We start from the raw sequence: 24,189 nt of genomic DNA, 5'->3' as shown, positions 1-24,189 counted from the left end.
CGGCTTCTTATGTGGTCGCGGGGGCCAGGGGCGCAGTCGTGAGCTGAGTGCTCGGGTGAATTACTTCTCGATGATCGCGAGGACGTCGCGAGCCGAGAGGACGAGGTACTCCTCGCCGTTGTACTTCACCTCGGTGCCGCCGTACTTGCTGTACAGGACGACGTCGCCGACCTTGACGTCGAGCGGCAGGCGCTCGCCGTTCTCGAAGCGGCCCGGGCCCACGGCGAGGACGGCGCCCTCCTGGGGCTTCTCCTTCGCGGTGTCCGGGATGACCAGGCCAGAGGCCGTGGTCTGCTCGGCGTCGAGCGGCTGGACCACGATGCGGTCCTCGAGCGGCTTGATGGCAACCTTGGAGCTGGCGGTCGTCACGATCCGACCTCCCCCTTCGGAGATCTCACGGGGTTAACTGTCTGAGGTGGCGACCAGGTCGATCCGTCGTCGCGGGTGCCGGACCTGCCCGTCGCTTTGTTGGCACTCTCCAGGGGGGAGTGCCAGAGCTGAGACTATGACCGGGGTTAGCACTCGGTCAAGCGGAGTGCCAACGCCTGCGGCGCGTCGGCGGGAATTCGGGTGCGTGTGGCCCTTTTGGCGGCCTGAGCCGCCCCCTGGAGGCCGCCGGCCCTCGGACCGCCGCTTCGGCTTACCGGACGGCTGTGGGACGCCGCTCAGACGTAGTCCTCCAAGCGTCCGACCGTCAGCCCCCGTTGCTGTGCCTGGCGCAGTACGTGGGTGGTTCGTTCCGTGAGGGGTGGGCCGGTCGGGGTGTCGGGGTCGAGGGCGATGATGTCGCCGGGGCGCAGGTGGTGGGGCCCGTGGGTGTAGGTCAGGCCGGTGGGGCCCATGGAGCCGCGCCACAGGACGACCGTGGAGATGCCGCAGTCGGCGGCGGCGCGCAGGGTGGTGGTGTCGTACGTGCCGTAGGGCGGGCGGAAGAGGCGGGGGCGCAGGCCGAAGCGGGACTTGAGTTTGTCCTGCTGGCCGCAGATCTCGGCGCGCTGGCCGGCGTAGGGCAGGCCGCGCAGGGCCGGGTGGTCGAGGGTGTGGTTCTGCAGGCTCGCGCCGACCGCGCGCAGGCGGGCGAAGTGGGCGTAGCCGGGGCCCACGACGCTGTCGGTGAGGAACATCGTCACCGGGAGGCGCAGTTCGCGGACCATGGCGATGAAGCGGGGGTCGCGTTCGGCGCCGTCGTCGTAGGTGAGGAAGACGACCTTGTCGCGGGTCGGGATGTGGTCGACGACCGGCGGGAGGCCGGTGCGGGGGCGGTGCGGGACGGGGGCGGGGGCGGGGGCCGGGGCCAGAGGGGCGGCGAGGCCCCAGCGGCGGTGGGGCGGCGGGGGGACGTGGTGGGCGGGTTCCCTGGCCTCTCCGCCCAGGTGGTCGACGGTGTCCACGGAGCGGGCGCAGCCCGTCAGCAGGGCCAGCGCAGCCAGGGTCGCGGCCAGCGGCGCCCGCCACCTCACAGGTAGTCCTCCAGGCGGGCCACCGCGTACCCCTTCTCCGTGACCAGGTTCAGGAAACGGCGGATCATGTCGGGCATTGTGCCCTTCCAGTCGCCTGGTCCGCGGAAGTGACTCAGCACGATGTCGCCCGGGTGCAGGTCGCGGTCCCACTCGCGGTACTCCCAGCGGTCGACGAAGACCTCCTCGTTCCACAGCGGCACGTACTTCACACCGCAGGACTTCGCGGCGTGGAGGGTGGCGCGGTCGTAGTTGCCGAAGGGCGGCCGGAAGAGTTCGGGGCGTTTGCCGTAGCGCTTCTCGATCACGTCCTGCATGCCGCAGATCTCGCGCTTCTGACGCCCGTAGGACAGGTTCGGCAGGTAGGGGTGGTGGAGGGTGTGGTTGTTCAGGGCCACGCCCCGGTCCTGCATCTTCTTGAAGTAGCCGTAGTCCTCCTTGACGAGGTAGTCGCTGAGGAAGGCGGTGTACGGGATCCTCAGCTCGCTCATCATGCGCAGGAACGCGGGGTCCTTCTCGGCGCCGTCGTCGATGGTGAGGAAGACGACCTTGTCCTTGGTGGGGACGGTGGTGAAGACCGGGGGGAGGGCCAGTTCCTCGTGGTCGTCGACCTCGAAGCCCTCGCGGGTGGTGATGCGCGGCTTGTGGGCGGGCGGGGCGGGGGGTGTCAGCGGGACCTTCCGCAGGCCCCAGCGCCTTGCGGCGGCGGCCCGGGCCGTGGTCTCGGCGCGCAGCCGGGCCGCGTACGAGTGCAGGGCGCGGCCGGGCTGGGTGCGCGGCGGCTCCTGGCCGGCGGCGGGGCGGTTGCCCGCGGGGCCGGAGCCGCCCGGAGCGCAGCCGGAGGCGATGGCGGCGAGGGCGAGCACGATGAGAACACGGCGGGCACTGCGGACACCGCGGGCACTGCGGACACCGCGAACTCCACGGGCGCGGCGGATCCCGCGGGAACCGCGGGCACCGCGGGCACTGTCTGCACCGCCGGCACTGCGGGCATCGCCGGCACCACATACCCCGATGCGACGCATCATCGTTTTATCAGTTTGTCCTACTGATCCGACTGGTCCCATGGCGCCGGATCCTCGCAGTCGGTGTCCGCGCACCCCGGTCCGACACCGCGACCGGAGGCGTACCATCCACCGACTGGCCCACAATGAGCCGGTGAACGACCTCGCTCCCCTCCTCACCCCCGAGGGCCGTGCCCTCCTCGACGCCGTGCGGGGCACCGCCCCCGCCGACGAACTCGCCGTCGCCACCCGACTGCGCCGCGAGCATCCCGCCGACCTGGTGTCGGCGGCCCTCGGGCAGGCCCGGCTGCGGCAGCGGGCGGCGGCGAAGTTCGGGGCCGAGGACGCCGAGCGGATGTTCTTCACGCCCCACGGGGTCGAGCAGTCGACGCGTGCCTCGGTGGCCGCCTACCGCGCCGCGCGGTTCAGGGAGGTGGGGGTGACCTCGGTCGCGGACCTGTGCTGCGGGATCGGCGGCGACGCGATCGCCCTGGCGCGGGCGGGGATCCGGGTGCTCGCGGTGGACCGGGACCCGGTGACGGCGGCCGTGGCACGGGCCAACGCCGAGGCACTGGGACTCGGCGGGCTGATCGAGGTGCGGGAGGCCGATGTGACGGAGGTGGACACGGCCGGGTACGACGCCGTGTTCGTCGATCCGGCCCGACGGTCCGCCGGGCGTGGGCGGATCTTCGATCCGGAGGCCTACTCGCCGCCGCTGTCCTGGGCGGTGGGGGCGGCGCTGCGGGCGCCGCGCGCCGCGCTGAAGGTCGCCCCCGGCATCCCGCACGAGGCCGTCCCGGCCGAGGCGGAGGCCGAGTGGATCTCGGACGGCGGTGATGTGAAGGAGGCGGTGCTGTGGTTCGGGACGGCGCCGGGTGCCGTGCGGGCGACCCTGCTGCCCGGGCCGCGCACCCTGCTCGGCGCCGGCCTGCCCGACCCCGGGGTCCGTCCCGTCGGGCGCTATCTGTACGAGCCCGACGGCGCCGTCATCCGCGCCCACCTGGTCGCGGACGTCGCCCGGGACGTCGACGGCGGTCTGCTCGACGCGACCATCGCCTACGTCACCGCGGACGCGCTGCGGCCGACGCCGTACGCTACCGCCTACGAGATCACCGACCGGCTCCCCTTCAACGTCAAGAAGTTGAAGGCGCTGCTGCGGGAGCGGGAGGTGGGCATCCTGACCGTGAAGAAGCGGGGGTCGGCGGTGGAACCGGAGGAACTGCGGCGCAAGGTCAAGCCGCAGGGGCCGCACTCCGCGACGGTGTTCCTCACCCGGGTCGCGGGCGCGCCGACAATGCTGATCGGCCGTCCGGCCTGAGGTCCGCCGGCCGGCTTCCCGCCCGCGCCGCCCGCCGCAGCAGCAGCTGCCGTTCCCGCTCGTTGCCGGTCAGCGCCGCCGCCCGTTCGAACTCCGCCCGCGCCTGAGCCGTGCGGCCGAGGCGCAGCAGCAGGTCGCCGCGGACGCTGGGGAGGAGGTGGTAGCCGCGCAGGGCGGGGTCGGCGGCCAGGGCGTCGACCAGTTCGAGTGCGGCGGCCGGGCCGCGCGTCATCGACACCGCGACCGCGCGGTTGAGTTCGACGACCGGGGACGGGGTGCGGGCGGCGAGCAGGTCGTAGAGGGTGGCGATGGTCCGCCAGTCGGTCTCCTCGTACGTGTACGCGTGCGCGTGGCAGGCCGCGATGGTGGCCTGGAGGACGTACGGGCCGGGCGCGCCGGTGGTGGTGGCCTCGGCGCGGGCGAGGGCGGTGACGCCGCGGGCGATGAGCATGCGGTTCCAGCGGCGGCGGTTCTGGTGTTCGAGGAGGACGGGTGTGCCGTCGGGGGCGGTGCGGGCGGCGGTGCGGGACGCCTGGAACTCCAGCAGCGCGGTCAGGCCGTGCACCTCCGGTTCCTTCGGCATCAGGGCGGACAGCTGCCGGGCCAGCCGCAGCGCGTCCTCGCACAGTGCCGGGCGCAGCCAGTCGTCGCCGGCGGTGGCCGCGTATCCCTCGTTGAAGATCAGGTAGATGACGTCGAGCACCGAGCCGAGGCGGGCCTCGCGGTCGGGGCCGTGCGGGACCTCGAAGGCGACGTTCCGCTGTGCGAGGGTCCGCTTGGCGCGGACGATGCGCTGGGCGACCGTCGGTTCGGGCACCAGGAAGGCGCGGGCGATCTCTGCTGTGGTCAGACCGCCGAGCAGGCGCAGGGTGAGGGCGGTGCGGGCCTCGGCGGAGAGCACCGGGTGGCAGGCGGTGAAGACCAGGCGCAGCAGGTCGTCGTCGATGGCGTCGGGGTCGGCCGGTTCCTCGAAGGGGACCGAGGTCTCCAGGTCGCGGCCGATCTCCGCGAGCTTGCGGGCGTAGGTCTCCCGGCGGCGGACCAGGTCGACGGCGCGGTGGCGGGCGGTGGCGGTGAGCCAGGCGCCGGGGTTGTCCGGCACGCCGTCGCGCGGCCACCGCTCCAGCGCGGCAACGAGGGCGTCCTGCGCCAGCTCCTCGGCGATGCCGACGTCCCGTACGACACGGGCCACGGCGGCGATGACCCGGGGGGACTCGAGCCGGAACACGGTCTCGATGGCGGCGCGGGGGTCGTCACGCGATTCACCACGCGACTCACCACCCCGCCCGGCGTCGTGCCGGTCGCCGTCAGGGTCGTCGCCGGGGTCGATGGTGAGCTGTCGTTCCACAGCTCACCATCGAACACCCCTGACGGCCCCGGGCCAAGGAACCTCAGCCCTCCTCGATCTCCCGCACCTCGAGCGTGAGGGTCCACTCGTCGCCGTGGACCTTGAGGAAGCGCTTGCCCCACTCGATGGCCTCGGCCTTGTCCTTGCACTGCAGGAGCGCGTATCCGCCGATGACCTCCTTGGTCTCGGTGAAGGGCCCGTCCGTGGCGGAGATCTCGCCGCCCTTCAGGTGCAGCCGGGTGCTCTGGGCGGTCGGGAGCAGTCCGGCGGTGTCGAGCATGACGCCGGCCTTGGTGATCTCCTCGATCAGCTCACCCATCCGCTGCATCAGCTCGGGGCTGGGACCGCCGGCGGGGACGTCGTTCTCGTCCAGCCGGATCAGCGACAGGAAACGGGGCATGGTGACTCCTCGGACGCGGTGGCCGGGCTCTTCCCGGCCTCTCACTCCTGCGTCGATCGGGAGGGGGCCGGATCGACACCCTCACCCAGATTTTTCGGAGATTTTTTCCCGGCGCTCGCGTCCGAGGGCGTCCGCGCAGGTCGCGGCCGTGTGCTCCGGCAGGGCGCCGGCGAGGTCGAGGCGTGCGCCGGAGCGGCGCGCGGGGTCTCGGCGGGTGGTGGAGGCGGTGGTGGACGGGCTGCTGGGGCCACCGGGTCACACCCGGTTGAGTGACTCCCACAGCTCGCGCGCGGCCGGTTCCTCGGCCACCACCCGGTTGGGGTCGGAGGGGGCCGTCACCACGGGCATCGTCACCGTCGTGAGGCGCTCGGACGTCAGGCCCTTCAGGCTCTGGCCGAGGTCCATCAGCTCGCCGAGGGAGTCCAGGCCGGTGTCGGTGGTGAGGCTGCCGGTGAGGGCGTCGGCGACCTGGTAGAGCCGGGTGGGGCTGCCGAGCAGGTCGGTCCGGGCGATCTGTTCGAGGAGCGCCTTCACCAGGGCCTGCTGAAGGCCTATGCGGCCGAGGTCGCTGCCGTCGCCCACGCCGTGGCGGGTGCGGGCCAGGGCGAGGGCCTGGGTGCCGTCGAGGTGATGGGTGCCGGCCGCGAGCCGCAGACGGCTGTCCTCGTCGTCGATGTCCTGCGTGGTGGTGACGGTGACCCCGCCGAGCGCGTCGACCAGGTCGGCGAAGCCCGCGAAGTCGACCTCGACGTAGTGGTCCATGCGGACGTTCGTCATCGCCTCGACGGTCTTGACCGCGCAGACCGGGCCGCCCACCGAGTAGGCGGTGTTGAACATCACGCCGTACGCCTCCCGCGTGAAGCCGCCGGACGGCAGCGGGCAGGACGGGCGGGTGACGAGGGTGTCGCGCGGGATGCTGACGACGGTGGCGCCGGTGCGCCCGGCCTCGATGTGCACGACCATCGCCGTGTCGGAGCGGGCGCCGGTACTGTCCCCGCCACCGAGTTCCTGGTTCTCCGCGCCGCTGCGCGAGTCCGAGCCCAGCACCAGGATGTTGACGGCCCCCGTGGGCAGCGGGGTCGCGGAGGCCGTGCCGGTCGGGCTCGGGGTGGTCACCGCGCGCGGCGGGCGGTTGTCACCGAGCGCGTTGTCGATGTCGACGCTGCTGATGTTGCCGCTGAGGTGGCGGTAGGCCCAGCCCGCCGCCGCCACGCCCAGCACCAGCGTGCCCGCCAGGGTGAGGCCGACGGCCTTGAGCGCTCTCGACCGCCGGCCCCGCTGTCTGTCTCCGTGCCCGTTCGCGTCGTGTCCCGTCACAGTAAGAACATAAGTCCGAATGATGAAGGGACTGTTAGGAAAGCAACCACCGGAAGAATTTCTTCGGAAAATCTCACTTTCCCGGGCCTGTGCCAGCGGGCCTGTGCCAGCGGGCGTGTGCCAGCGGGCCGGCGTCAGCCCAAGGTGACGGTCGGCACCGGATTGCTCCCGCTCCACGACCCGTTGAACCCGAAGGTCACCGAACCCCCGTCGGGAACCGTCCCGTTGTACGAGGCGTTGGAACAGGTGACCGCCGTCCCCGACTGGGTGCAGTTCGCGTTCCAGGCCTGCGTGATCCGCTGCCCCGCCCCGAAGTCCCAGCTCACCTTCCAGGACGACAGCGCCGCACCCGAGCAGGCGATCCTCACCTGCCCGGTGAAGCCGGTGTTCCACTGACTGCTCACGCTGTACACCGCCGTACAGGCCCCCGTCGGAGGCGTACCGGTGCCCCCGAGCGACTCCGCGATGGCGTGGTACGCCGGTTTCGGCGCGTAGTTCTCGTCGTACGGCGTCGCCGCGCCCTGCCCCGGGAAGGTGCTCGGGATCCAGGAGTCGGAGTCGGTGAAGCCCCAGACGGTGACACCAGTGCAGCGGCTGACGGCCAGACAGGCGTTCATGACCGCCTTGTAGTCGGCGGCCTGCCGGGTGAGCTTCGCGCTGTCCGACGGCAGCTGCATCCGGATGTCCAGCTCGGTGATCGCCACGTCCACGCCGAGGTCGGCGAAGCGCTGGATGTTCTGCTGGAAGCTGGACGGCACCTGGCCCAGGATCAGATGGGCCTGGAGGCCGACCCCGTCGATCGGGACCCCGCGCTCCTTGAGCGACTTGACCAGGTTGTACAGCGCGGTGGACTTCGCGTTGACGCCCTCGACGTTGTAGTCGTTGATGTAGAGCTCGGCGGCCGGGTCGGCGGCCCGCGCCCAGGTCAGGGCGTTGGCGATGTAGTCGGCGCCGAGGCCGTCGTACCAGAGGGTGGAGCGGTAGGTGCCGTCCTCGTTGAAGGGCTCGTTGACGACGTCCCAGGCGGCGACTCGGCCCTTGTAGCGGCCGACCTCGGTGCTGATGTGGTTCTGCAACAGGGTGGTGAGCTGGGCGGGCGTCCAGCTGCCGTTGTCCAGCCAGTTCGGGTTCTGGCTGTGCCAGACCAGGGTGTGGCCGCGCACCTCCTGGCCGTGGGCCTCGGCGAAGTTCACGATCTGGTCGGCCTCGGCCCAGTCGTAGTTCCCCCGGGTCGGCTCGACCGAGCCCCACTTCATGGCGTTGCCGGGGGTGAGCCAGTTGAACTCCCGGCCCGCGATCTCGCCGTAGGTTCCGGTGAGCTTGGAGCCGGTGACCGCCGTGCCCATGACCTTGCCCTTGGCGGCGGCGAGGTCGCGCAGCGGGGCGTCGGCGGCCTGGGCGGCCGGGGCGCCGGCGGTGAGCAGGGCACCGACGGCGGCGGCGCCTGCGCACAGGGCGGCGATCCGACGGCCCAGAGGTGTTCTGGAGGTTCTCATTGCGGGTGCCTCCGAAAGTTTCGGTCGTACAACCGATTGACTTCGGAGGAGTGTGGAGGGGCCCGCCACACCCGTCAATACGTCAGCTTCCGGCCACCGGCGGTGCCCCCGTGCTCGTGCGCACCACCAGGCTGGTCGCCAGCTCCACCCGGGTCGCCGCCGGCGCCTCCTCCGACCGCCCCAGCTCCAGCACCAGCCGGGCGGCGGCCTCGGCCATCTCGGTCAGCGGCTGCCGTACGGTCGTCAGCGGCGGGCCCACCCAGCGGGCCACCGGCAGATCGTCGAAGCCGACCACGCTGACGTCCTCGGGGATGCGCAGGCCCAGTTCCCGGGCGGCCTCGTAGAAGCCGAGGGCCTGGAGGTCGTTGCCGGCGAAGACGGCGGTGGGCCGGTCGGGGCGGTCGAGCAGTTCGCGGCCGAGCCGGTAGCCGGTCTCGTGGTGGAAGTCGCCGGTCTTGACCAGCCCCGGGTCGACCGGCAGCCCGGCGGTCTCCAGGGCCGCGCGGTAACCGTCGATGCGGGCCCGGCTGCACATCATCTGCGGGGGTCCGCTGATCGCCCCGATGCGCCGGTGCCCCAGCTCCAGCAGGTGCCGGGTGGCGGCGAGGCCGCCCTGCCAGTTGGTGGCGCCGATGGACGGCACGTCCGCGCCCGGGTCGCCCGCCGGGTCCATCACCACGAACGGGATGGACCTGCTGGTCAACAGCGCCCGCTGGGACTCGTCGAGCCCGGACAGCACCAGGACCACGCCGTGCGGCCGGCGGGCGGCGACCTGGTCCGCCCAGGTCCGCCCGGGGGTGAGTCGCCCGGCGCTCTCGCTGAGCACGACGCTCAGCCCGGCGTCCCGCGCCACGTTCTCCACCCCCCGGATGACCTCCATCGCCCACGCGCTCTCCAGCTCGTGGAAGACCAGGTCGATCAGGGGCGAACGGGTCGCCTCGGCCCGTCGGCGCCGGTAGCCGTGGGCGCGCAGCAGCTCCTCCACGCGGGTGCGGGTCGCGGGGGCGACGTCGGCACGACCGTTGAGGACCTTCGAAACAGTCGGCGCCGAGACGCCGGCCTCGCGGGCGATCTCCGCGAGTGTGGCCGTCTGGGCCGTCGATCGCTGTGTCGGCCGGTCTTCCGTCCGGGTTTCAACGGGCTCCGAGGGTGTCATGGCGGCGATCGTATCCCCGCACGACCTCTTGACGAACCCCTCGCCGGGTCATAGGTTCCCGGAACATTCGAAGTATAGCCCGAAACATTCGTACGTTTGGATTCCCGACTGGTGGCTCACCGACCCTCTGACAGGAGTTTCATGACCACCGCCCCCTGGCGTGACCCCGCCCTGCCCGCCGCCGCCCGCGTCGACGACCTCCTTGCCCGGATGACCCTGGAGGAGAAGACCGCCCAGCTGTACGGCGTGTGGGTGGGTGCCGACACGGACGGCGACGGAGTCGCCCCGCACCAGCACGACATGACCACCGACTACGACTGGGACGAGCTGATCACCCGGGGGCTCGGCCAGCTGACCCGTTCCTTCGGCACGGCCCCCGTGGACCCGGCACTCGGCAAGCGCGCCCTGGCCCGGGCCCAGCGCAGGATCGCGGAGGCGAGCCGCTTCGGCATCCCGGCGGTCGCGCACGAGGAGTGCCTGGCCGGCTTCACCGCCTGGCGCGCCACCGCCTACCCGGTGCCGCTGGCCTGGGGCGCCACCTTCGACCCGCCGCTGGTGGAGGAGATGGGCCGACGCATCGGCCGCGACCTGCGCTCGGTGGGTGTCCACCAGGGACTGGCCCCCGTCCTGGACGTCGTCCGCGACCCGCGGTGGGGGCGGGTCGAGGAGACGATCGGCGAGGACCCGTACCTGGTGGGCACGGTCGGCGCGGCCTACGTGCGCGGGCTGGAGTCGGCCGGTGTCGTCGCCACGCTCAAGCACTTCGCCGGATACGCCTCCTCCGCGGGCGCCCGCAATCTCGCCCCCGTCCGGGCGGGCACCCGCGAGTTCGCGGACGTGACACTGCCGCCGTTCGAGATGGCGCTGCGCGAGGGCGGGGCGCGCTCGGTGATGGCCGCGTACACCGAACGGGACGGTGTCCCGGCGTCGGCGGACCCGGAGCTGCTGACGGAGCTGCTGCGCGAGGAGTGGGGCTTCACCGGCACGGTCGTCGCCGACTACTTCGGCATCGGCTTCCTCCAGACCCTGCACCGGGTGGCGGGCACCCCCGCGGAGACGGCCCGGCTGGCGCTGACGGCGGGCATCGACGTGGAGCTGCCGACCGTGAAGTACTACGGCGAGGAGCTGATCGCGGCCGTCCGGGCGGGTCAGGTCCCCGAGGACCTGGTCGACCGGGCGGCCCGCCGGGTGCTGCTCCAGAAGTGCGAGCTGGGCCTGCTGGACGAGGACTGGCGGCCGGAGCCCGCGGAGTCTGCGGATGCAGAGCGCGTCGACCTCGACTCGGCGGCGAACCGGGCGCTGGCCCGCAGGCTCGCGGAGGAGTCGGTGGTCCTGCTGGACAACCCGGACGGCCTGCTTCCGCTGCCGCCCGACACCCGGGTGGCGGTGGTGGGTCCGAGGGCGGCGGACGCGCTGGCGATGCTCGGCTGCTACTCCTTCCCGTCCCATGTGCTCACCCACCACCCCGAGGTGGAGCTGGGCATCGAGATCCCGACGGTGCTGGAGTCGCTGCGCGCCGAACTGCCCGACGCGAAGGTGACGTTCGCGGAGGGCTGCGGGGTCTCCGACCCGGACCCGGCGGGCTTCGAGGAGGCGGTGGCCACGGCGGCGGCGGCCGACGTCTGCGTGGCGGTCCTCGGCGACCGGGCGGGCCTGTTCGGCCGGGGCACCTCCGGGGAGGGCTGCGACGTGGCCGACCTGCGGCTGCCCGGCGTCCAGGCCGAGCTGCTGGACGCCCTGGTGGCGACGGGCGTCCCGGTCGTCCTGGTCCTGCTCACCGGCCGCCCCTACGCCCTCGGCCGCTGGCACGGCCGTCTGGGCGCCGTGGTGCAGGCCTTCTTCCCCGGTGAGGAGGGCGGTCCGGCGGTCGCGGGGGTGCTGTCAGGCCGCGTCAACCCCTCGGGACGCCTGCCGGTGAGCGTGCCGCGCGAGGCGGGCGGCCAGCCGTGGACGTACCTCCAGCCGCCGCTGGGCCTGGCGGGCGAGGTCAGCAACCTGGACCCGACGCCGCTGTACCCCTTCGGACACGGTCGCTCGTACACGGCCTTCGCCTGGGAGGACGTGGACGGCCCGGACGCGGAGATCGGCACGGACGGCGCGTACGACCTCGCCCTGACCGTCCGCAACACCGGCGACCGCGCCGGCGCCGAGGTCGTCCAGCTGTATCTGCACGACCCGGTCGCCTCGGTGACCCGCCCCGACGTCCGCCTGATCGGCTACCGGCGCCTGGAGCTGGCACCGGGAGAGGCCCGCCGCGTCACCTTCCGCTTCCACACCGACCTGTCGGCGTTCACCGACCGGGACGGGCGGCGGGTGGTGGAACCGGGGCTGCTGGAGCTGCGGTTGGGGACGTCGAGTGCGGACGTACGGGGCACCGCGCGGGTACGGCTGACCGGACCGGTGCGCGAGGTGGGGCCGGACCGGCGACTGCGGTGCGAGACGGACGAGACGGAGGTGACGGGCTGACCGGGGTGTAGCCGGAGAGCACTCGGGCGGGGGGTGTGCGACGTCGCCGGCCTCGGGCCGGCCGGGGCCGGCGAGGTGGGGCCGGCCGGGGCCCGGCCCTTCGGCGAAGTCGGTCCACGTCCTGTCCGCGCCCTGTGCCACAATCCGCCGGAGATCCTTCGAACACCCTTCGAAGATCCCTCGGACACCCTCGCGCCAGTGACAGGAATCCTCACCTCCATGGACAGACGACGGCCGTCGGCCCTACGCGAGTGGTCGCTCGTCGCGGCCATGCTGGCGCTGGCCTGGCTGACGCGGGCCGTCGTCCTGTCGGCCCTGCTCCTGGCGCTCCTGCTCTGGGGCCCGCCGTGGTTGATGGCGGGCCCGCTGGTCCTGATCGCCGGTGACGTCGCGAGGTCCGTCGGGGGCCGTGGGCCGCTGCCCGGCCGCGCCGTACGCCCCGCCGACGAACCGGAGTTGGCCGCGCTGGTGGCGGACGTCGCCGAGCGGCTCGGTTTCCGCGAGCCGCTCCTCGTCCGGATCGTGCCCGGCGTCCAGGCGGCCCTGGGCCGCACCCGGGTCACCGGCGTACGGACCCGCACCCTGCTGCTGGGCCTGCCCTTGCTGCGCGCGCTGACCGAGGCGCAGCTCGCGTCCGTGATCGCGCACGAACTCGCGCACGAGCAGCACATCCGCGATCGCCGCGCGACCGCCCTGCGGTCCGCCCACGCCATGCTCGCGGAGCGCCTGGACGGCGGCCTCCGCCCGCTCGCGCCCCTCGCCGCCCGGCTGCTGCGCGCCTCCCAACCGCTGCTCTGGCAGGCGGAGACGGCCGCCGACGCCGACGCGGCCCGCGTCGCGGGCACCGCGGCCACCGACCAGGCGCTCCACGCGACGAGCCTGCTCGACTCGGCGTTCGACGGCCTCGGCGACGCCTGGCTGTCGGAGCTGGCCGAGAAGGACCAGTACCCCGAGGACTTCTACGACGCCCTCGACACCGCCCTCGGCGACCCCCACGTCCTCCGCCGTGCCGTGCGCGCCGCAGCCGACGAGGACGCCCTCGACCCGTACGCCGCCGCCGACCACCCGCCGTTCGACCGGCGGACGGCCGCGCTGCCCTCCCACACCGGGGCCCCGTACGGCGCCGCCCCGGTGCCGCTGCGCACCGCCGCGGCCGTCGAGCGGTGGTGCGTACGGCAGCTGTGCGGAACGGACTGGGAACGCCCCGAGGGCGAGCCGGACGAGCGGGTCGGCGATCTGCGCCCGGTCCGCCTCCTCGACCTGCCTGCCGAGCGCCTCCACGAACTCGGCGACGGCATCAGCCGCCACCTCCTGGAGGCGACCCGCACGGACACCCCGGCGGAGGCGGTCGCGGCGACCCTGGACGCGTTCACCGACGGCACCCTGGAGCAGCTGGCCCGCCGCCTCGAACCAGGGCTGCGCCGGGCCCCGGCCACCGTCCGCCCGGCGCTCACCCGCACCGTCCTGGCCGGCGCGGTCGGCAGCCCCTTCGCCGAGGTGCTGCGCGCGGCCGGCTGGACGTACTCCAGCCGCTGGCTGAACACCGTTCTCACCTCGCCGGACGACGACGGCACGGTCGTCGACCTGACCGAACTGGTGAGTGACGCCGTGGACAGCGGGGACCCCGGCCCGCTCCGCGCCCTGTGGGCATCCGCCGCACCGAAGGAGCAGGCCGTATGAGACGCCCGGGACCGGCCCTGCGCGTCGGACTCCTCGGCGTGGCCGTCGCCCTGATCGGCTACGCCCTCTTCGCCGCCTGGCTCGGCTTCCACGCCGAGCGTTACCTCGACGCCCGCGACCGGGCCACGGCGACGGCCGTCGGCGTGGTCGTCGAGGACCGCATCGGCGACGAGGGGGACATCCGCGTGCGCTGGAGGGACGGCGCGGGCCGCGAACACGTGCAGCGCTTCGGCGTCTACGACGTCGACCGCTACGCCGAGGACCGCCCTTTCCCCGTCGCCTACGACCCCGGCTCCGCCGACCCGCGGGGCTTCCCGGCCGACTCGGACGAGACCGCCGCCGAGGACGATTTCCTCGTCCCCATCGCCCTGGGCGCCGCCGTGGCCCTGCTCCTGACCGGCGTCTGGGCCCTGCGCGGCCTGCGCTTTGTGCGTACGGCGCGGAGACCGGGCCGGCCCATGACGGCCTCCGTGCACCTGGGCCGGCGTCCGGCGCGATGGCGGGAGCCGATGACGACGTGGCTGAGGCTGGAACCGTCCGCGACCGAGGCCGGCGCCCGGGCCGGTACGCGCTGGCAGCGCGTCATGTGGCACCCGGCGCTGGACGACGTCACCGGCCCCGTCCCGGTCACCGCGCACCACGCGGGCCCCGGCCGCGGTCCCGCCGTCGTGACCCTGCCGGACGGGACCCGTCTCGTCCCCCTCGGCCGCCTGCGCGAGGGGCCCCCGGTGAACGTGCGGTTCGACGACCACGAGGCCGTCCGCGACGACCTGCGGGACGCCTTCGTCCTCCCGGCCGGCACGGTCGTCCGCCCCGCCGGCCTCTGGTGGCACCGGGGCGCCTTCTTCGCCACGACCGGCGCCGTCCTCGGCCTGGCGACGGGCCTCGCCTTCGGCGCGACCCTGATCGGAGCGGTGGCCTTCGCGCTGAGCGGGGCGACGCTGATCACGTCGGCGTGGACGCTGTCCTCTCCCCAGTGAGGAAGGCCGCCCAGGCGGCGGGGGCGAGGGTGAGATGAGGACGGGCGGGGTCCTTGGAGTCGCGGATGTGGATGGTGGCGGGGGTTCGGGCGACTTCGACGCAGTCGTCGCCTTGATCGCTGCTGTAGGAGGACTTACGCCAGGTGACGGCTATTTCGACGCAACTGTCACCCTGAGCGCTGCTGTAACTGCTCTTGAACCAGGCGAGTTGGGCGGTGGCGTTCATAGGGCTCCTCGCAATCGCTTCAACAGGCTCACGGAGTCCTCGGGAGTGAGGGCCTGCGAGCGCAGTGTGGCATAGCGCTGCTGGAAGCGGATCACCTCCTTCTGGTCGTTGATCATCCTCCCGTTCTCCTGACCCTCGCAGTACGCGTAGCGGTTGCCTCCCGGAGTCACCAACAACTGCAACGGCCCCGCGAGGCAGGCGTGCCGCGCGGCCTCCAACGGCATGATCTGGAAGGTGATGTTGCGGGGAGCCGTCGCTTCCAGGATGTGGTCGTACTGCTCCCTCACCACCTCCTCACCGCCGATCCGCCGCCGCAACACCACCTCCTCCACGATGAAGCTGAACTGCGTGGTGGGACGCTCGCGCAGCAGGCGCTGCCGTTCGAGTCGCGCCGCGAGATGCCCGTCCATCTTCTCGTCGGACAACGGCGGAACCTCGTTGTCGTACAAGGCCCTTACGTATCCGGGCGTCTGCAACAACCCAGGCACCAACCGGCACTCGTACGTGTCCAGCACGACCGCCTCCCGCTCCAGCCGCGCCCACATCCGGAACCATGCCGCGAATCCCTGCTGCCGCGCCACGTTCGTGAACGCCTTCCGCAAGGCGCCGGTGTTGCCCAGGGCGCTCTCGGCGAGTTCCACGAACCGCTCATCGGCGAGACGTCGGCCCAGCTCGATCGAGGCCACGGAGTGCTTGGAGAGATGAACCAGCGAGCCGAACTCCTCCCGGCTCAGCCCGGCATGCTCCCGCAGCCCCTGCACAAAGCCGCCGAAGGTCCTCATGCTGTCCGAGGACTCGGGCTCGCCGCCCGTCTCGATGTCGACCGTCACCCACTCAGAGTGACGGGACGATCACGGAGTTGTCCAGGCGGTTCGGTGAATCCGCCGTCGGTCAGACCTCGTCCCCCACCGACTCGAACCGCCACCGATGCACCGCCCGGGTCACCAACGCGCCTTCCGGCTCGGGAAGTTCGGGGAGTTCCGCGTCGTACTCGGCGTCCCACCAGGTGATGACGAGCACGCGGTCCTGCGGGGCGCGCAGGACCTCCCGGCGCAGCGGCTCACGGGCGAGGCGCTGCCCGCGCACCCACGCCAGCAGCTCCCCGCCCCGGCCCTCGGCCGCCCGGGCCTCCCACATCAGCGCGACCGTCACGAGTACAGGTTCTCCTTGCTGACCTCGTGCACATGATCGTGGCCGTGGTCAGGGCCGGGTCCCGGAACGTGCGGGTCCGTCACCGGCAGGGAGGAGTCCGCCGACAGGTCCCAGCTGGACGCGGCCCGCCCCCGGGCGACCATCTCCGCGCCCAGGGCCGCGACCATCGCGCCGTTGTCCGTGCACAGCTTGGGGCGCGGGACGCGCAGCCGGATGCCGGCCCGTTCGCAGCGCTCCTGGGCCAGCGCCCGCAGCCGGGAGTTGGCGGCCACCCCGCCGCCGATCATCAGATGGTCGACGCCCTCGTCCTTGCAGGCCCGTACGGCCTTGCGGGTGAGGACGTCGACGACCGCCTCCTGGAAGGAGGCCGCCACGTCCCGCACCGGGACCTCCTCGCCCGCCGCCCGCTTGGCCTCGATCCAGCGGGCCACGGCCGTCTTCAGCCCGGAGAAGGAGAAGTCGTACGCCGGGTCGCGCGGGCCGGTCAGACCGCGCGGGAAGGCGATCGCCTCAGGGTCGCCCTCGCGGGCGTACCGGTCGATGACGGGGCCGCCGGGGAAGCCGAGGTTCAGCACGCGGGCGATCTTGTCGAAGGCCTCGCCCGCCGCGTCGTCGATGGTGGCGCCCATGGGGCGGACGTCGGAGGTGATGTCCGAGGAGAGCAGCAGGGAGGAGTGGCCGCCGGACACCAGCAGCGCCATCGTCGGCTCCGGCAGCGGGCCGTGCTCCAGCTGGTCCACGCAGATGTGGGAGGCGAGGTGGTTCACGCCGTACAGCGGCTTGCCCAGCGCGTAGGCGTACGCCTTGGCGGCCGAGACGCCGACGAGCAGGGCTCCCGCGAGGCCGGGCCCCGCGGTGACGGCGATGCCGTCGAGGTCCTTGGCGGAGACACCCGCCTCTTTCATCGCCCGGTCGATGGTCGGGACCATCGCCTCCAGATGTGCCCGGGAGGCGACCTCCGGCACGACCCCGCCGAAGCGGGCGTGCTCGTCGACGCTGGAGGCGACGGCGTCCGCCAGCAGGGTGGTACCGCGGACGATGCCGACGCCGGTCTCGTCGCAGGAGGTCTCGATCCCCAGGACCAGGGGTTCGTCAGCCATTGTTCTCGGTTCCTTGTACGGAGGTTGCGGGGTCGGTCAGGCGCATCACGAGCGCGTCGACGTTGCCCGGCTGGTAGTAGCCGCGCCGGAAGCCGATGGGCTCGAAGCCGAACCGTTCGTAGAGCTTCTGGGCGCGGACGTTGTCGACCCGGCACTCCAGCATGACCTCGGCGCACTCGAAGGTGCTCGCCGCGTGCAGCAGCTCGGTGAGCAGCCGGCCACCGAGGCCGGTGCCCCAGTGGTCACGTGCGACGGCGATCGTCTGGATGTCGGCGACGTCGCCGGAGGAGGCCAGGCCCGCGTAGCCGACCACCCGCCCGGCCCGCTCGGCGACCACATAACGGCGGGTGGCCTCGGGGCCGCGGGAGTGCGCCAGCTCGGACCAGAACATGCCGCGCGACCAGGCGTCCTCGGGGAAGAGGCCCTTCTCCAGTTCCAGGACGGGATCGATGTCCCACCAGCGCATCTCGCGCAGCGCGGGAACGTCGGGCGCGGGAACGTCGGGATCGGTCACTTGGGGGTGACCACCTTGTAGTTCTTGGGGACCTGGGCGTCCGGCCGGCGCAGGTACAGCGGGCGCGGGGCCGGCAGTTCCTCGCCCGCCGCCAGCTTCTCGACGGCCAGACGGGCGAGGGCGGCGGCGGAGACGTGCTCCGGCTCGTGCACGTTCGGGAAGGTGTCGGGGTAGAGCAGCGCGCCCGCGCCGACGGCCGGCAGTCCGGCGACCCGGTCGGCGATGTCCGCCGGACGGTCCACGGCCGGGTCGGTGACCCGGGTGCGGGAGTCGGCGTAACGCGCCCAGTAGACCTCCTTGCGGCGGGCGTCGGTCGCCACGACGAAGGGGCCGCTGTCGATGTCGGCGGCGTACGCGAGGCCGTCGAGGGTGCACAGGCCGTGCACCGGGACGCCGAGCGCGAGGGAGAAGGTGTCGGCGGTCATCAGGCCGACGCGCAACCCGGTGTAGGGGCCGGGGCCGATGCCCACGACGATCCCGGTGACGGCGTCGAGTCCCTGCCCCGCCTCGGCGAGGAGACGGTCGACGGCGGGCAGCAGCAGCTCACCGTGCCGGCGCGCGTCCACCTGGCTCGAGGAGGCGATGACGTCCGTGCCGTCGTGCAGCGCGACGGTGACGGCGGGGGTGGCGGTATCCAGAGCGAGCAAGAGCACGCCAACAGCCTACGGCTCCCCGACCGGATGCCGGACGCCCGCGGCGGCGGTGACCCGACACGGCCGACCTCCCCGCCCGGCCGCCCCGGCCGACGCACCGCCGACTGCTAACGTCACCGCGAAACGGACGTAACGCACGTAAATGGGACGAAAAGGTGGGCGCCGGTGGCAGGCAGCAGCTCGATGATGGTGGCCGGGCTCACCGCGGGGGCCCTCACGGCGGTCGCGTACCTGGCCTTCCAGGCGTCGGCGAAGGCACCCGAGGGCTTCAGCCGGGCGCGGGCCCAGGCGTCCCCGGCCGGGCAGCAGGTTTCCCGGGACCAGGCGCGGTCCGTCGCCCCGCCGGCGGGCTCCGGCTCGGGCCGGCGGGTCGTGTACTCGGTGGGGGCCGACCGGGTGTGGCTGGTGGGTGACAGCGGCAAGGTGCAGCGGACGTTCGCGGTCACCCCCGGCAGCGTCGACCCCACGCCGGGCAGCTACGCCGTCACGTCCCGCTCCAGCTCCGTCATCGGCACCGACGGCACGCCCGTGGAGCACGTGGTGCGCTTCACCGACGTGGACGGCGTGGCCATCGGCTTCAGCGCGGCGGTGGACGGCACGACCCGGCCCACGACCCCGAAGCCGCGCACCGGCGGCATTCGCGAATCCCGCCCCGACGGCGCCGCGATGTGGACCTTCGCCACCATCGGCCAACGCGTCGTGGTAACCCCCTGACCCCCAGCCATCCGCAAGCCGCGAGCACGCACATCCGCAACCCGCGAGCACGCCCGCCGCCGACCCACGGCCACGCGTATCCGCAAGCCGCGGGCATACGTGCCGCCCAGGGCGGCACGGGTGGGCGCGGGCGGCACCCCGTCAGCGCCGGGCCGCGCGACCAAGCCCCCAGCACCGACCCCGCCCACCGGGCCACGCGCCCAACCCCAACGCCTCCGACACCGGCCGCGCGGCCTACGCGCTACGCGGCTTCCCGGTGCCGCCGACGCCGTACCCGCTGCTCCACCGCCGCCGGCGACTCCGGCGCACGCGGCGGCCGGGACACGGCGTCCGCCGCCGCGCAGGACGCCAGCAGGTCACGCATGGACACCCCGGCGAGTACGAACGGCCGCGGCTGGACCTCGACCTTGGGCTCGGTGGCCGACATGGACGCCTCCTGAGGACCGGGGCGGGCGTAGTTAGGTACACCTAACTACAGACTGGATACCATGTGACCACGCGCGAGACACCGAACGCAACATCTTGCCGACGTCTTGTCGGAACCTTCATCCGATGCCCATCCGGCCCTCAGGCCACCAGCACGCCCAGATCCACCGACGCCCACCGTTCCCCCAGACCGGTGACGGTCACCTGCCGCACCTCGTCCGTCGTGTCCCCGACCGCCCGGTGGATCCTGACCTGGAGCCGCTCGTCGGCCAGCTCCTCGACCTTGCCCTCGCCCCACTCCACGACGACCACCGACTCGGGCAGCGACACATCGAGGTCGAGGTCCTCCATCTCGTCGAGCCCGCCGCCGAGCCGGTAGGCGTCGACGTGGACGAGCGGCGGACCGTCCCCCAGGGACGGATGGACGCGGGCGATCACGAAGGTCGGGGAGGTGACGGCCCCCCGGACCCCGAGCCCCTCACCGAGCCCACGAGTCAGCGTCGTCTTGCCCGCGCCGAGCTCCCCGCTGAGCATCACGAGGTCGCCGGCGCGCAGCAGCTTGGCCAGGCGGCGGCCCAACTCCCGCATCTGTTCGGGGGAGTTGACGATCAGCTCGGTCTCAGCCGGGTTGTGCGGTGCTGCTGGTGCTTCCATAACCACCCACCGTAGCCCCTGCGGGCACGGCACCCGCGCGGGTGAGCAGGTCAGCGAGGCGGTCGGTGACCACTTCCGGGTGTTCGAGCATCACCAGGTGCCCGGCGTCCGGCACGAGCACCAGCTCGGCCTCGGGCAGCAGGTCCGCGATGGCCTCGCTGTGCTCACTGGGCGTGACCAGGTCACCGATCCCGGCCAGCACCAGCACCGGCATGTCCTGGAAGCAGGCGAGCGCCTCGGTCTTGTCGTGGTCGGTGAAGGCCGGGTAGAACTCGGCGACCACGTCGATGGGCGTGCCCTCGATCATCCGCTCCGCGAACCGGGCGACCGCCGGGTCGACGTCCCGGGACGCGAACGAGTACCGCTTGATGATCCCGGCGAACAGATCGGCGGTGGCCCGCCGCCCCTTCTCCACCAGCTCCGCCCGCTGCCCCAGCGCCTTCAGCACGCCCGGCAGCACCCGCCGCACCGCGTTGACGCCCGCGACCGGCAGCCCGAAGTTGACCTCCCCGAGCCGCCCGGACGACGTACCGACGAACGCGGTGGCGACGACCCGCTCGCGGATCAGCTCGGGGTACTGCGCGGCCAGCGCCATCACCGTCATGCCGCCCATCGAGTGACCGACCAGCACGATCGGCCCCTCGGGCGCGGCCGCGTCGATGACGGCCTTCAGATCGCGCCCGAGCTGGTCGATGGTGACCGGCGTCTCGTCCCGCAGCTGGGCGGCCCCGCGCGCCGACCGCCCGTGGCTGCGCTGATCCCAGTGCACGGTCCGTACGACGCCCCGCAGGGCCGCCCGCTGGAAGTGCCAGGAGTCCTGGCTGAGGCAGTAGCCGTGGCTGAAGACGACGGTGACGGGCAGGGGTGCCTTGCGGCCGAAGAGCCGCCGTCGGCGGGGTGCCGGGCCGCCTTCCGGCTCGACGTCGTCGACCTCGTAGTACAGCTCGGTGCCGTCGTCGGCGGGTGCCCTGCCGGGGGTGCCGCGCAGCGCGCCGTACGGCCCTGCCGCGTCGAGGGCGAGCCGGGCCTTCGCCCGCATGCCGCGGCCCACGGTCATCCGCTCCAGGGCGACCCCGGCCGCGGCGCCCGCGGCGAGCACGCCTATCGCGGCGCCGGCGATACCGGTCGCCCGGCGCCAGCCTCCAGCCGCCCCCGAGGCGGAGGCGGCGACGGCCGCCGAGGCGGCACTCGCCACTGCCTCCGCACTGCTCTCGCTCACGAACCGCTCCTCTTCACCGGGTGCCGGATGGTGCCACGGGCACTGCCCCACCGGCGGGTCGTCCGTCTTGTTGTTCCTCGTTCACATGAACGCATGCCCACGCATACGTACCTTCACAGGGGTCGCGCTCCGTGGCGCGCTCAGCGACGGAAGTTCACCGGGACCCGTCCGAAGGGAGGGTGTGGCCCTCGTCCACATAGACGCGCGGAACGCGCGCTCCGATGCGCGTGACGATCTCGTACCCGATGGTGCCCGCGGCCTGCGCCCAGTCCTCCGCGGTGGGCTCGCCGCGGTCGCCGGGCCCGAAGAGCACCGCCTCCGTGCCCTCCTCGGGCTCGTCGCCGCCGAGGTCGACCACGAACTGGTCCATCGCGATCCGCCCCGCGACCGTCCGCCACTTGCCGCCGACCAGGACCGGGCCGGCCCCGGAGGCGTGGCGGGGGACGCCGTCGGCGTAGCCCAGGGGGACCAGGCCGAGGGTGGTCTCGCCGGGGGTCGTGTAGTGGTGGCCGTAGCTCACGCCGTGTCCGCCCGGGACGTGCTTGACCAGGGCGAGCGAGGCGGCGAGCGTCATCACCGGGCGCAGCCCCAGGTCGGCCGGGGAGCCGATCTGCGTGTTCGGCGTGAGCCCGTACATCGCGACACCCGGGCGGACGAGGTCGAAGTGGGACCCCGGGAGGGTGAGCGTGGCCGGGGAGTTGGCGATGTGCCGCACCTCGGGCCGCACGCCCCGCTGCTCGGCGTACGCCACCATCTCGCGGAAACGGGAGAGCTGGGCGGCGTTCGACGGATGGCCGGGCTCGTCGGCGCACGCGAAGTGCGACCACAGCCCGGTGATCCGCACCAGCCCCTCGGCCTCAGCCCGCAGCGCCTCGGCGACCAGTTCCGGCCAGTCGGCGGGCTGGCAGCCGTTGCGCCCGAGGCCGGTGTCGGCCTTGAGCTGCACGCGCGCGGTCCGCCCGGCGAGCCGGGCGCCCTCGACGACCTCCCGCAGGGCCCACATCCCGCTCAGTGACACGTCCAGACCGGCCTCGACGGCCTCCCGCCAGGGCCCGCCGGGCGTCCACAGCCAGCACATGATCCTGACGTCGTCCGGCAGCCCGGCCTCGGCGCGCAGCGCCAGGGCCTCCTCGGGCGTGGCGGTGCCGACCCAGGGGGCGCCCGCCTCGACGGCGGCCCGGGCGCACGGGAACGCGCCGTGGCCGTATCCGTCGGCCTTGACCACGGCCATGAACGCCGCGCCCGGCGCCTTGGCGCGCAGGGCCCGGACGTTGGCCCGCAGCGCGGACAGATCGATCTCGGCGCGGGCACGCGGCGACGCGGCGGCGGGCGGCTGTGCAGTCTCACTCATCGCGCCCAGTGTCTCAGAGCCCTCGAACACCCCCTAAGAGCCGTGCCGCGCCCCTCCCCCGGCCCCGAGCCGACCGCTCCCCGGGGGGCAGGGCGCCCGGCCGGCGCCCCTACCCCCGCAGCACGTCCCGCCACGCCCCCGGCACAGCCGACGCCACGTCATGTGCGCCCACCGGTGCCCCGTCCGCCGCGAACCGCCCGGCGAGCCCGTGCAGATACGCTCCCGCGCTGCCCGCGTCCAAGGCCGACAGGCCCGCCGCCAGCAGCGATCCGGCCAGCCCCGACAGCACGTCACCGCTTCCGGCCGTGGCGAGCCAGGGTGTGCCGGTGGAGTTCACCCGGGCGGCCCCGCCCCGCGCGCCCACCACCACGGTCGTGGACCCCTTCAGCAGCACCGTCGCCCCGTACCGTGCCGCCAGTTCCCGCGCGGAGGCCAGCCGGGCCGCCTCCACCTCCTCGCGCGCCACGCCCAGCAGCGCGGCCGCCTCGCCCGCGTGCGGTGTCATCAGCGTCGGCGCCGTACGCCCCCGCACCGCGTCGACCTCCGCCAGCCGCAGCCCGTCCGCGTCGAGCAGCACGGGCACGTCCGTCTCCAGCACCTCCGCCACGGCCCCGGCGTCGTCCCCGGCCCCCGGCCCGACGACCCACGCCTGCACCCGACCGGCCCGCCGGGGCCCGTCGTCCGACACGAGGGTCTCGGGGAAGCGCGCGAGGACGGCGTCCCCGGCGGGCCCGACGTACCGTACGGCCCCCGCGCCGCCCCGCAGCGCGCCGGCCACCGCCAGCACGGCGGCCCCCGGATAGCGCGCCGACCCGGCGGCGATCCCGACGACCCCGCGCCGGTACTTGTCGCTCTCGGCGCCCGGCACCGGCAGCAGGCGCGCCACGTCGGCGTGCTGCAAGGCCTCCAGTTCGGGTTCGGCGGGCAGTTCGAGGCCGATGTCGACGAGCCGCACCGACCCGGCGTACTCCCGCGCCGGATCGATCAGCAGGCCCGGCTTGTGCGTCCCGAAGGTCACCGTGAGATCGGCCCGTACGGCCGCGCCGCGCACCTCACCGGTGTCCGCCTCCACCCCGCTGGGCAGGTCGACGGCGACCACGGCGGCCCGGGACTCCTCGGCGACGGCGGCCAGCGCGGCGGCGTCCGGCCGCAGCCCGCCTCTGCCGCCGATCCCGACGATGCCGTCGACGACGAGGTCGGCCCGCCGCACGGGCGCCTCGGCCGCGTCGGGCGCGACGGTGGTGCCGCCCGCCCGCCGCAGCGCGGCCAGCCCGCCGGCGTGCGTCCGCCCGGGCGCGAGCAGCACGGCCGTCACGCCGGCCCCGCGCCGGGCCAGCCGTGCTCCCGCGTACAGGGCGTCACCGCCGTTGTCCCCGCTGCCGACCAGCAGCACGACCCGACGCCCGTACACCCGGCCCAGCAGGTCCGCGCAGGCGGCGGCGAGCCCGGCGGCGGCCCGCTGCATGAGCGCCCCTTCCGGAAGCCGAGCCATCAGCTCCCGCTCGGCGGCCCTGACGGTGTCCACACAGTAGGCAGTACGCATGGCTCTACCCCTACC

At 73.5% G+C, this 24,189-nt stretch carries 24 protein-coding genes; 5 read left to right on the top strand and 19 right to left on the bottom strand.

The features are described 5' to 3' along the window. Positions 1-60 precede the first annotated feature (60 nt). From groES to ALMP_RS04455, 3 genes are all read right to left on the bottom strand, one after another. Positions 61-369, bottom strand: a complete 309-nt coding sequence (gene groES, locus ALMP_RS04465) for a co-chaperone GroES (RefSeq protein WP_039652762.1) — start codon at positions 367-369, stop codon at positions 61-63. Positions 370-665: 296 nt separating this feature from the next. After that, complete coding sequence (locus ALMP_RS04460) at positions 666-1,460, bottom strand: polysaccharide deacetylase family protein (RefSeq protein WP_264924860.1); 795 nt, start codon at positions 1,458-1,460, stop codon at positions 666-668. Then, entirely contained in the window at positions 1,457-2,323 is an 867-nt protein-coding gene (locus ALMP_RS04455) for a polysaccharide deacetylase family protein (RefSeq protein WP_309299430.1), read from the bottom strand. The genes ALMP_RS04460 and ALMP_RS04455 overlap by 4 nt, the downstream gene beginning before the upstream one ends. A 292-nt stretch (positions 2,324-2,615) precedes the next feature. Between ALMP_RS04455 and ALMP_RS04450 the strand changes: the two genes are divergently transcribed. Then, complete coding sequence (locus tag ALMP_RS04450) at positions 2,616-3,779, top strand: class I SAM-dependent methyltransferase (protein WP_264924859.1); 1,164 nt, start codon at positions 2,616-2,618, stop codon at positions 3,777-3,779. On the opposite strand, the gene ALMP_RS04445 is transcribed toward ALMP_RS04450, so the two are convergent. The 5 genes from ALMP_RS04445 to ALMP_RS04425 all read right to left on the bottom strand — a co-directional run bounded on the left by ALMP_RS04445 (position 3,730) and on the right by ALMP_RS04425 (position 9,496). Next, positions 3,730-5,016 carry an RNA polymerase sigma factor gene (locus ALMP_RS04445; RefSeq protein WP_264924918.1) on the bottom strand — a complete coding sequence of 429 codons (1,287 nt, stop codon included), beginning with the start codon at positions 5,014-5,016 and terminating at the stop codon, positions 3,730-3,732. The genes ALMP_RS04450 and ALMP_RS04445 overlap by 50 nt on opposite strands. Before the next feature lie 154 nt (positions 5,017-5,170). Further along, the gene (locus tag ALMP_RS04440) at positions 5,171-5,527 is read right to left on the bottom strand and encodes a YciI family protein (protein WP_264924858.1); all 357 of its coding nucleotides are present in this window, start codon (positions 5,525-5,527) and stop codon (positions 5,171-5,173) included. A 255-nt stretch (positions 5,528-5,782) separates the two neighbouring features. After that, positions 5,783-6,844 (bottom strand): LCP family protein, encoded by a 1,062-nt coding sequence (locus tag ALMP_RS04435; RefSeq protein ID WP_264924857.1) that lies wholly within the window; start codon positions 6,842-6,844, stop codon positions 5,783-5,785. Between the two features lie 134 nt (positions 6,845-6,978). Next, positions 6,979-8,340, bottom strand: a complete 1,362-nt coding sequence (locus ALMP_RS04430) for an endo-1,4-beta-xylanase (RefSeq protein WP_264924856.1) — start codon at positions 8,338-8,340, stop codon at positions 6,979-6,981. An 82-nt stretch (positions 8,341-8,422) separates the two neighbouring features. Next, complete coding sequence (locus tag ALMP_RS04425) at positions 8,423-9,496, bottom strand: LacI family DNA-binding transcriptional regulator (RefSeq protein WP_264924855.1); 1,074 nt, start codon at positions 9,494-9,496, stop codon at positions 8,423-8,425. A 141-nt stretch (positions 9,497-9,637) separates the two neighbouring features. Here ALMP_RS04425 and ALMP_RS04420 point away from each other — a divergent pair, with 141 nt between their 5' ends. From ALMP_RS04420 to ALMP_RS04410, 3 genes are all read left to right on the top strand, one after another. Further along, positions 9,638-11,962, top strand: coding sequence for a glycoside hydrolase family 3 N-terminal domain-containing protein (locus ALMP_RS04420; RefSeq protein WP_264924854.1), 2,325 nt, complete (start codon positions 9,638-9,640; stop codon positions 11,960-11,962). A 219-nt stretch (positions 11,963-12,181) separates the two neighbouring features. Beyond that, a complete protein-coding gene (locus ALMP_RS04415; RefSeq protein ID WP_264924853.1) occupies positions 12,182-13,642 on the top strand; it encodes a M48 family metalloprotease in 1,461 nt (486 codons plus the stop codon). Next, on the top strand, positions 13,639-14,622 hold the full coding sequence (locus ALMP_RS04410; RefSeq protein WP_264924852.1) for a hypothetical protein: 984 nt from the start codon (positions 13,639-13,641) through the stop codon (positions 14,620-14,622). Before ALMP_RS04415 ends, ALMP_RS04410 begins: the two co-directional genes overlap by 4 nt. On the opposite strand, the gene ALMP_RS04405 is transcribed toward ALMP_RS04410, so the two are convergent. From ALMP_RS04405 to tsaB, 6 genes are all read right to left on the bottom strand, one after another. Then, positions 14,588-14,848, bottom strand: a complete 261-nt coding sequence (locus ALMP_RS04405; RefSeq protein ID WP_264924851.1) for a DUF397 domain-containing protein — start codon at positions 14,846-14,848, stop codon at positions 14,588-14,590. The two genes, ALMP_RS04410 and ALMP_RS04405, sit on opposite strands and share 35 nt — an antisense overlap. Continuing rightward, positions 14,845-15,630 (bottom strand): helix-turn-helix transcriptional regulator, encoded by a 786-nt coding sequence (locus tag ALMP_RS04400; protein WP_264924917.1) that lies wholly within the window; start codon positions 15,628-15,630, stop codon positions 14,845-14,847. The genes ALMP_RS04405 and ALMP_RS04400 overlap by 4 nt, the downstream gene beginning before the upstream one ends. 109 nt (positions 15,631-15,739) lie before the next feature. Beyond that, positions 15,740-16,000 (bottom strand): hypothetical protein, encoded by a 261-nt coding sequence (locus ALMP_RS04395; protein WP_264924850.1) that lies wholly within the window; start codon positions 15,998-16,000, stop codon positions 15,740-15,742. Further along, on the bottom strand, positions 15,997-17,100 hold the full coding sequence (tsaD, locus tag ALMP_RS04390) for a tRNA (adenosine(37)-N6)-threonylcarbamoyltransferase complex transferase subunit TsaD (RefSeq protein WP_264924849.1): 1,104 nt from the start codon (positions 17,098-17,100) through the stop codon (positions 15,997-15,999). Before tsaD ends, ALMP_RS04395 begins: the two co-directional genes overlap by 4 nt. Beyond that, on the bottom strand, positions 17,093-17,566 hold the full coding sequence (gene rimI / locus ALMP_RS04385) for a ribosomal protein S18-alanine N-acetyltransferase (protein WP_264924916.1): 474 nt from the start codon (positions 17,564-17,566) through the stop codon (positions 17,093-17,095). The genes tsaD and rimI overlap by 8 nt, the downstream gene beginning before the upstream one ends. Positions 17,567-17,610: 44 nt before the next feature. Next, positions 17,611-18,267 carry a tRNA (adenosine(37)-N6)-threonylcarbamoyltransferase complex dimerization subunit type 1 TsaB gene (gene tsaB, locus ALMP_RS04380; RefSeq protein ID WP_264924848.1) on the bottom strand — a complete coding sequence of 219 codons (657 nt, stop codon included), beginning with the start codon at positions 18,265-18,267 and terminating at the stop codon, positions 17,611-17,613. 165 nt (positions 18,268-18,432) lie between these two features. Here tsaB and ALMP_RS04375 point away from each other — a divergent pair, with 165 nt between their 5' ends. Then, positions 18,433-18,981, top strand: coding sequence for a hypothetical protein (locus ALMP_RS04375; protein WP_264924847.1), 549 nt, complete (start codon positions 18,433-18,435; stop codon positions 18,979-18,981). Positions 18,982-19,222: 241 nt separating this feature from the next. On the opposite strand, the gene ALMP_RS04370 is transcribed toward ALMP_RS04375, so the two are convergent. The 5 genes from ALMP_RS04370 to ALMP_RS04350 form a co-directional block, all read right to left on the bottom strand. Then, positions 19,223-19,408, bottom strand: coding sequence for a hypothetical protein (locus ALMP_RS04370; RefSeq protein WP_264924846.1), 186 nt, complete (start codon positions 19,406-19,408; stop codon positions 19,223-19,225). Positions 19,409-19,548: 140 nt separating this feature from the next. Then, positions 19,549-20,061, bottom strand: a complete 513-nt coding sequence (gene tsaE / locus ALMP_RS04365) for a tRNA (adenosine(37)-N6)-threonylcarbamoyltransferase complex ATPase subunit type 1 TsaE (protein ID WP_264924845.1) — start codon at positions 20,059-20,061, stop codon at positions 19,549-19,551. After that, positions 20,027-21,280: an alpha/beta fold hydrolase gene (locus ALMP_RS04360; RefSeq protein ID WP_264924844.1), complete on the bottom strand. Its 1,254-nt coding sequence runs from the start codon at positions 21,278-21,280 to the stop codon at positions 20,027-20,029. The genes tsaE and ALMP_RS04360 overlap by 35 nt, the downstream gene beginning before the upstream one ends. A 154-nt stretch (positions 21,281-21,434) precedes the next feature. Beyond that, positions 21,435-22,631 carry an alanine racemase gene (gene alr, locus ALMP_RS04355; RefSeq protein ID WP_264924843.1) on the bottom strand — a complete coding sequence of 399 codons (1,197 nt, stop codon included), beginning with the start codon at positions 22,629-22,631 and terminating at the stop codon, positions 21,435-21,437. Positions 22,632-22,740: 109 nt separating this feature from the next. Next, positions 22,741-24,174, bottom strand: coding sequence for an NAD(P)H-hydrate dehydratase (locus ALMP_RS04350; protein ID WP_264924842.1), 1,434 nt, complete (start codon positions 24,172-24,174; stop codon positions 22,741-22,743). Between the last annotated feature and the right edge of the window lie 15 nt (positions 24,175-24,189).

The sequence above is a fragment of the Streptomyces sp. A012304 genome, from assembly GCF_026008495.1.
Classification (GTDB): Bacteria; Actinomycetota; Actinomycetes; order Streptomycetales; family Streptomycetaceae; genus Streptomyces.
This window is presented reverse-complemented; position numbering and strand designations above follow the sequence as displayed.

Coding starts and splice junctions, on each gene's coding strand:
- ALMP_RS04440 (WP_264924858.1), bottom strand. CDS start 5,527: ATGCCCCGTTTCCTGTCGCTGATCCGGCTGGACGAGAACGACGTCCCC.
- ALMP_RS04430 (WP_264924856.1), bottom strand. CDS start 8,340: ATGAGAACCTCCAGAACACCTCTGGGCCGTCGGATCGCCGCCCTGTGC.
- ALMP_RS04425 (WP_264924855.1), bottom strand. CDS start 9,496: ATGACACCCTCGGAGCCCGTTGAAACCCGGACGGAAGACCGGCCGACA.
- ALMP_RS04420 (WP_264924854.1), top strand. CDS start 9,638: ATGACCACCGCCCCCTGGCGTGACCCCGCCCTGCCCGCCGCCGCCCGC.
- ALMP_RS04415 (WP_264924853.1), top strand. CDS start 12,182: ATGGACAGACGACGGCCGTCGGCCCTACGCGAGTGGTCGCTCGTCGCG.
- ALMP_RS04410 (WP_264924852.1), top strand. CDS start 13,639: ATGAGACGCCCGGGACCGGCCCTGCGCGTCGGACTCCTCGGCGTGGCC.
- ALMP_RS04405 (WP_264924851.1), bottom strand. CDS start 14,848: ATGAACGCCACCGCCCAACTCGCCTGGTTCAAGAGCAGTTACAGCAGC.
- ALMP_RS04400 (WP_264924917.1), bottom strand. CDS start 15,630: ATGAGGACCTTCGGCGGCTTTGTGCAGGGGCTGCGGGAGCATGCCGGG.
- tsaD (WP_264924849.1), bottom strand. CDS start 17,100: ATGGCTGACGAACCCCTGGTCCTGGGGATCGAGACCTCCTGCGACGAG.
- rimI (WP_264924916.1), bottom strand. CDS start 17,566: ATGCGCTGGTGGGACATCGATCCCGTCCTGGAACTGGAGAAGGGCCTC.
- ALMP_RS04370 (WP_264924846.1), bottom strand. CDS start 19,408: ATGTCGGCCACCGAGCCCAAGGTCGAGGTCCAGCCGCGGCCGTTCGTA.
- tsaE (WP_264924845.1), bottom strand. CDS start 20,061: ATGGAAGCACCAGCAGCACCGCACAACCCGGCTGAGACCGAGCTGATC.
- alr (WP_264924843.1), bottom strand. CDS start 22,631: ATGAGTGAGACTGCACAGCCGCCCGCCGCCGCGTCGCCGCGTGCCCGC.
- ALMP_RS04350 (WP_264924842.1), bottom strand. CDS start 24,174: ATGCGTACTGCCTACTGTGTGGACACCGTCAGGGCCGCCGAGCGGGAG.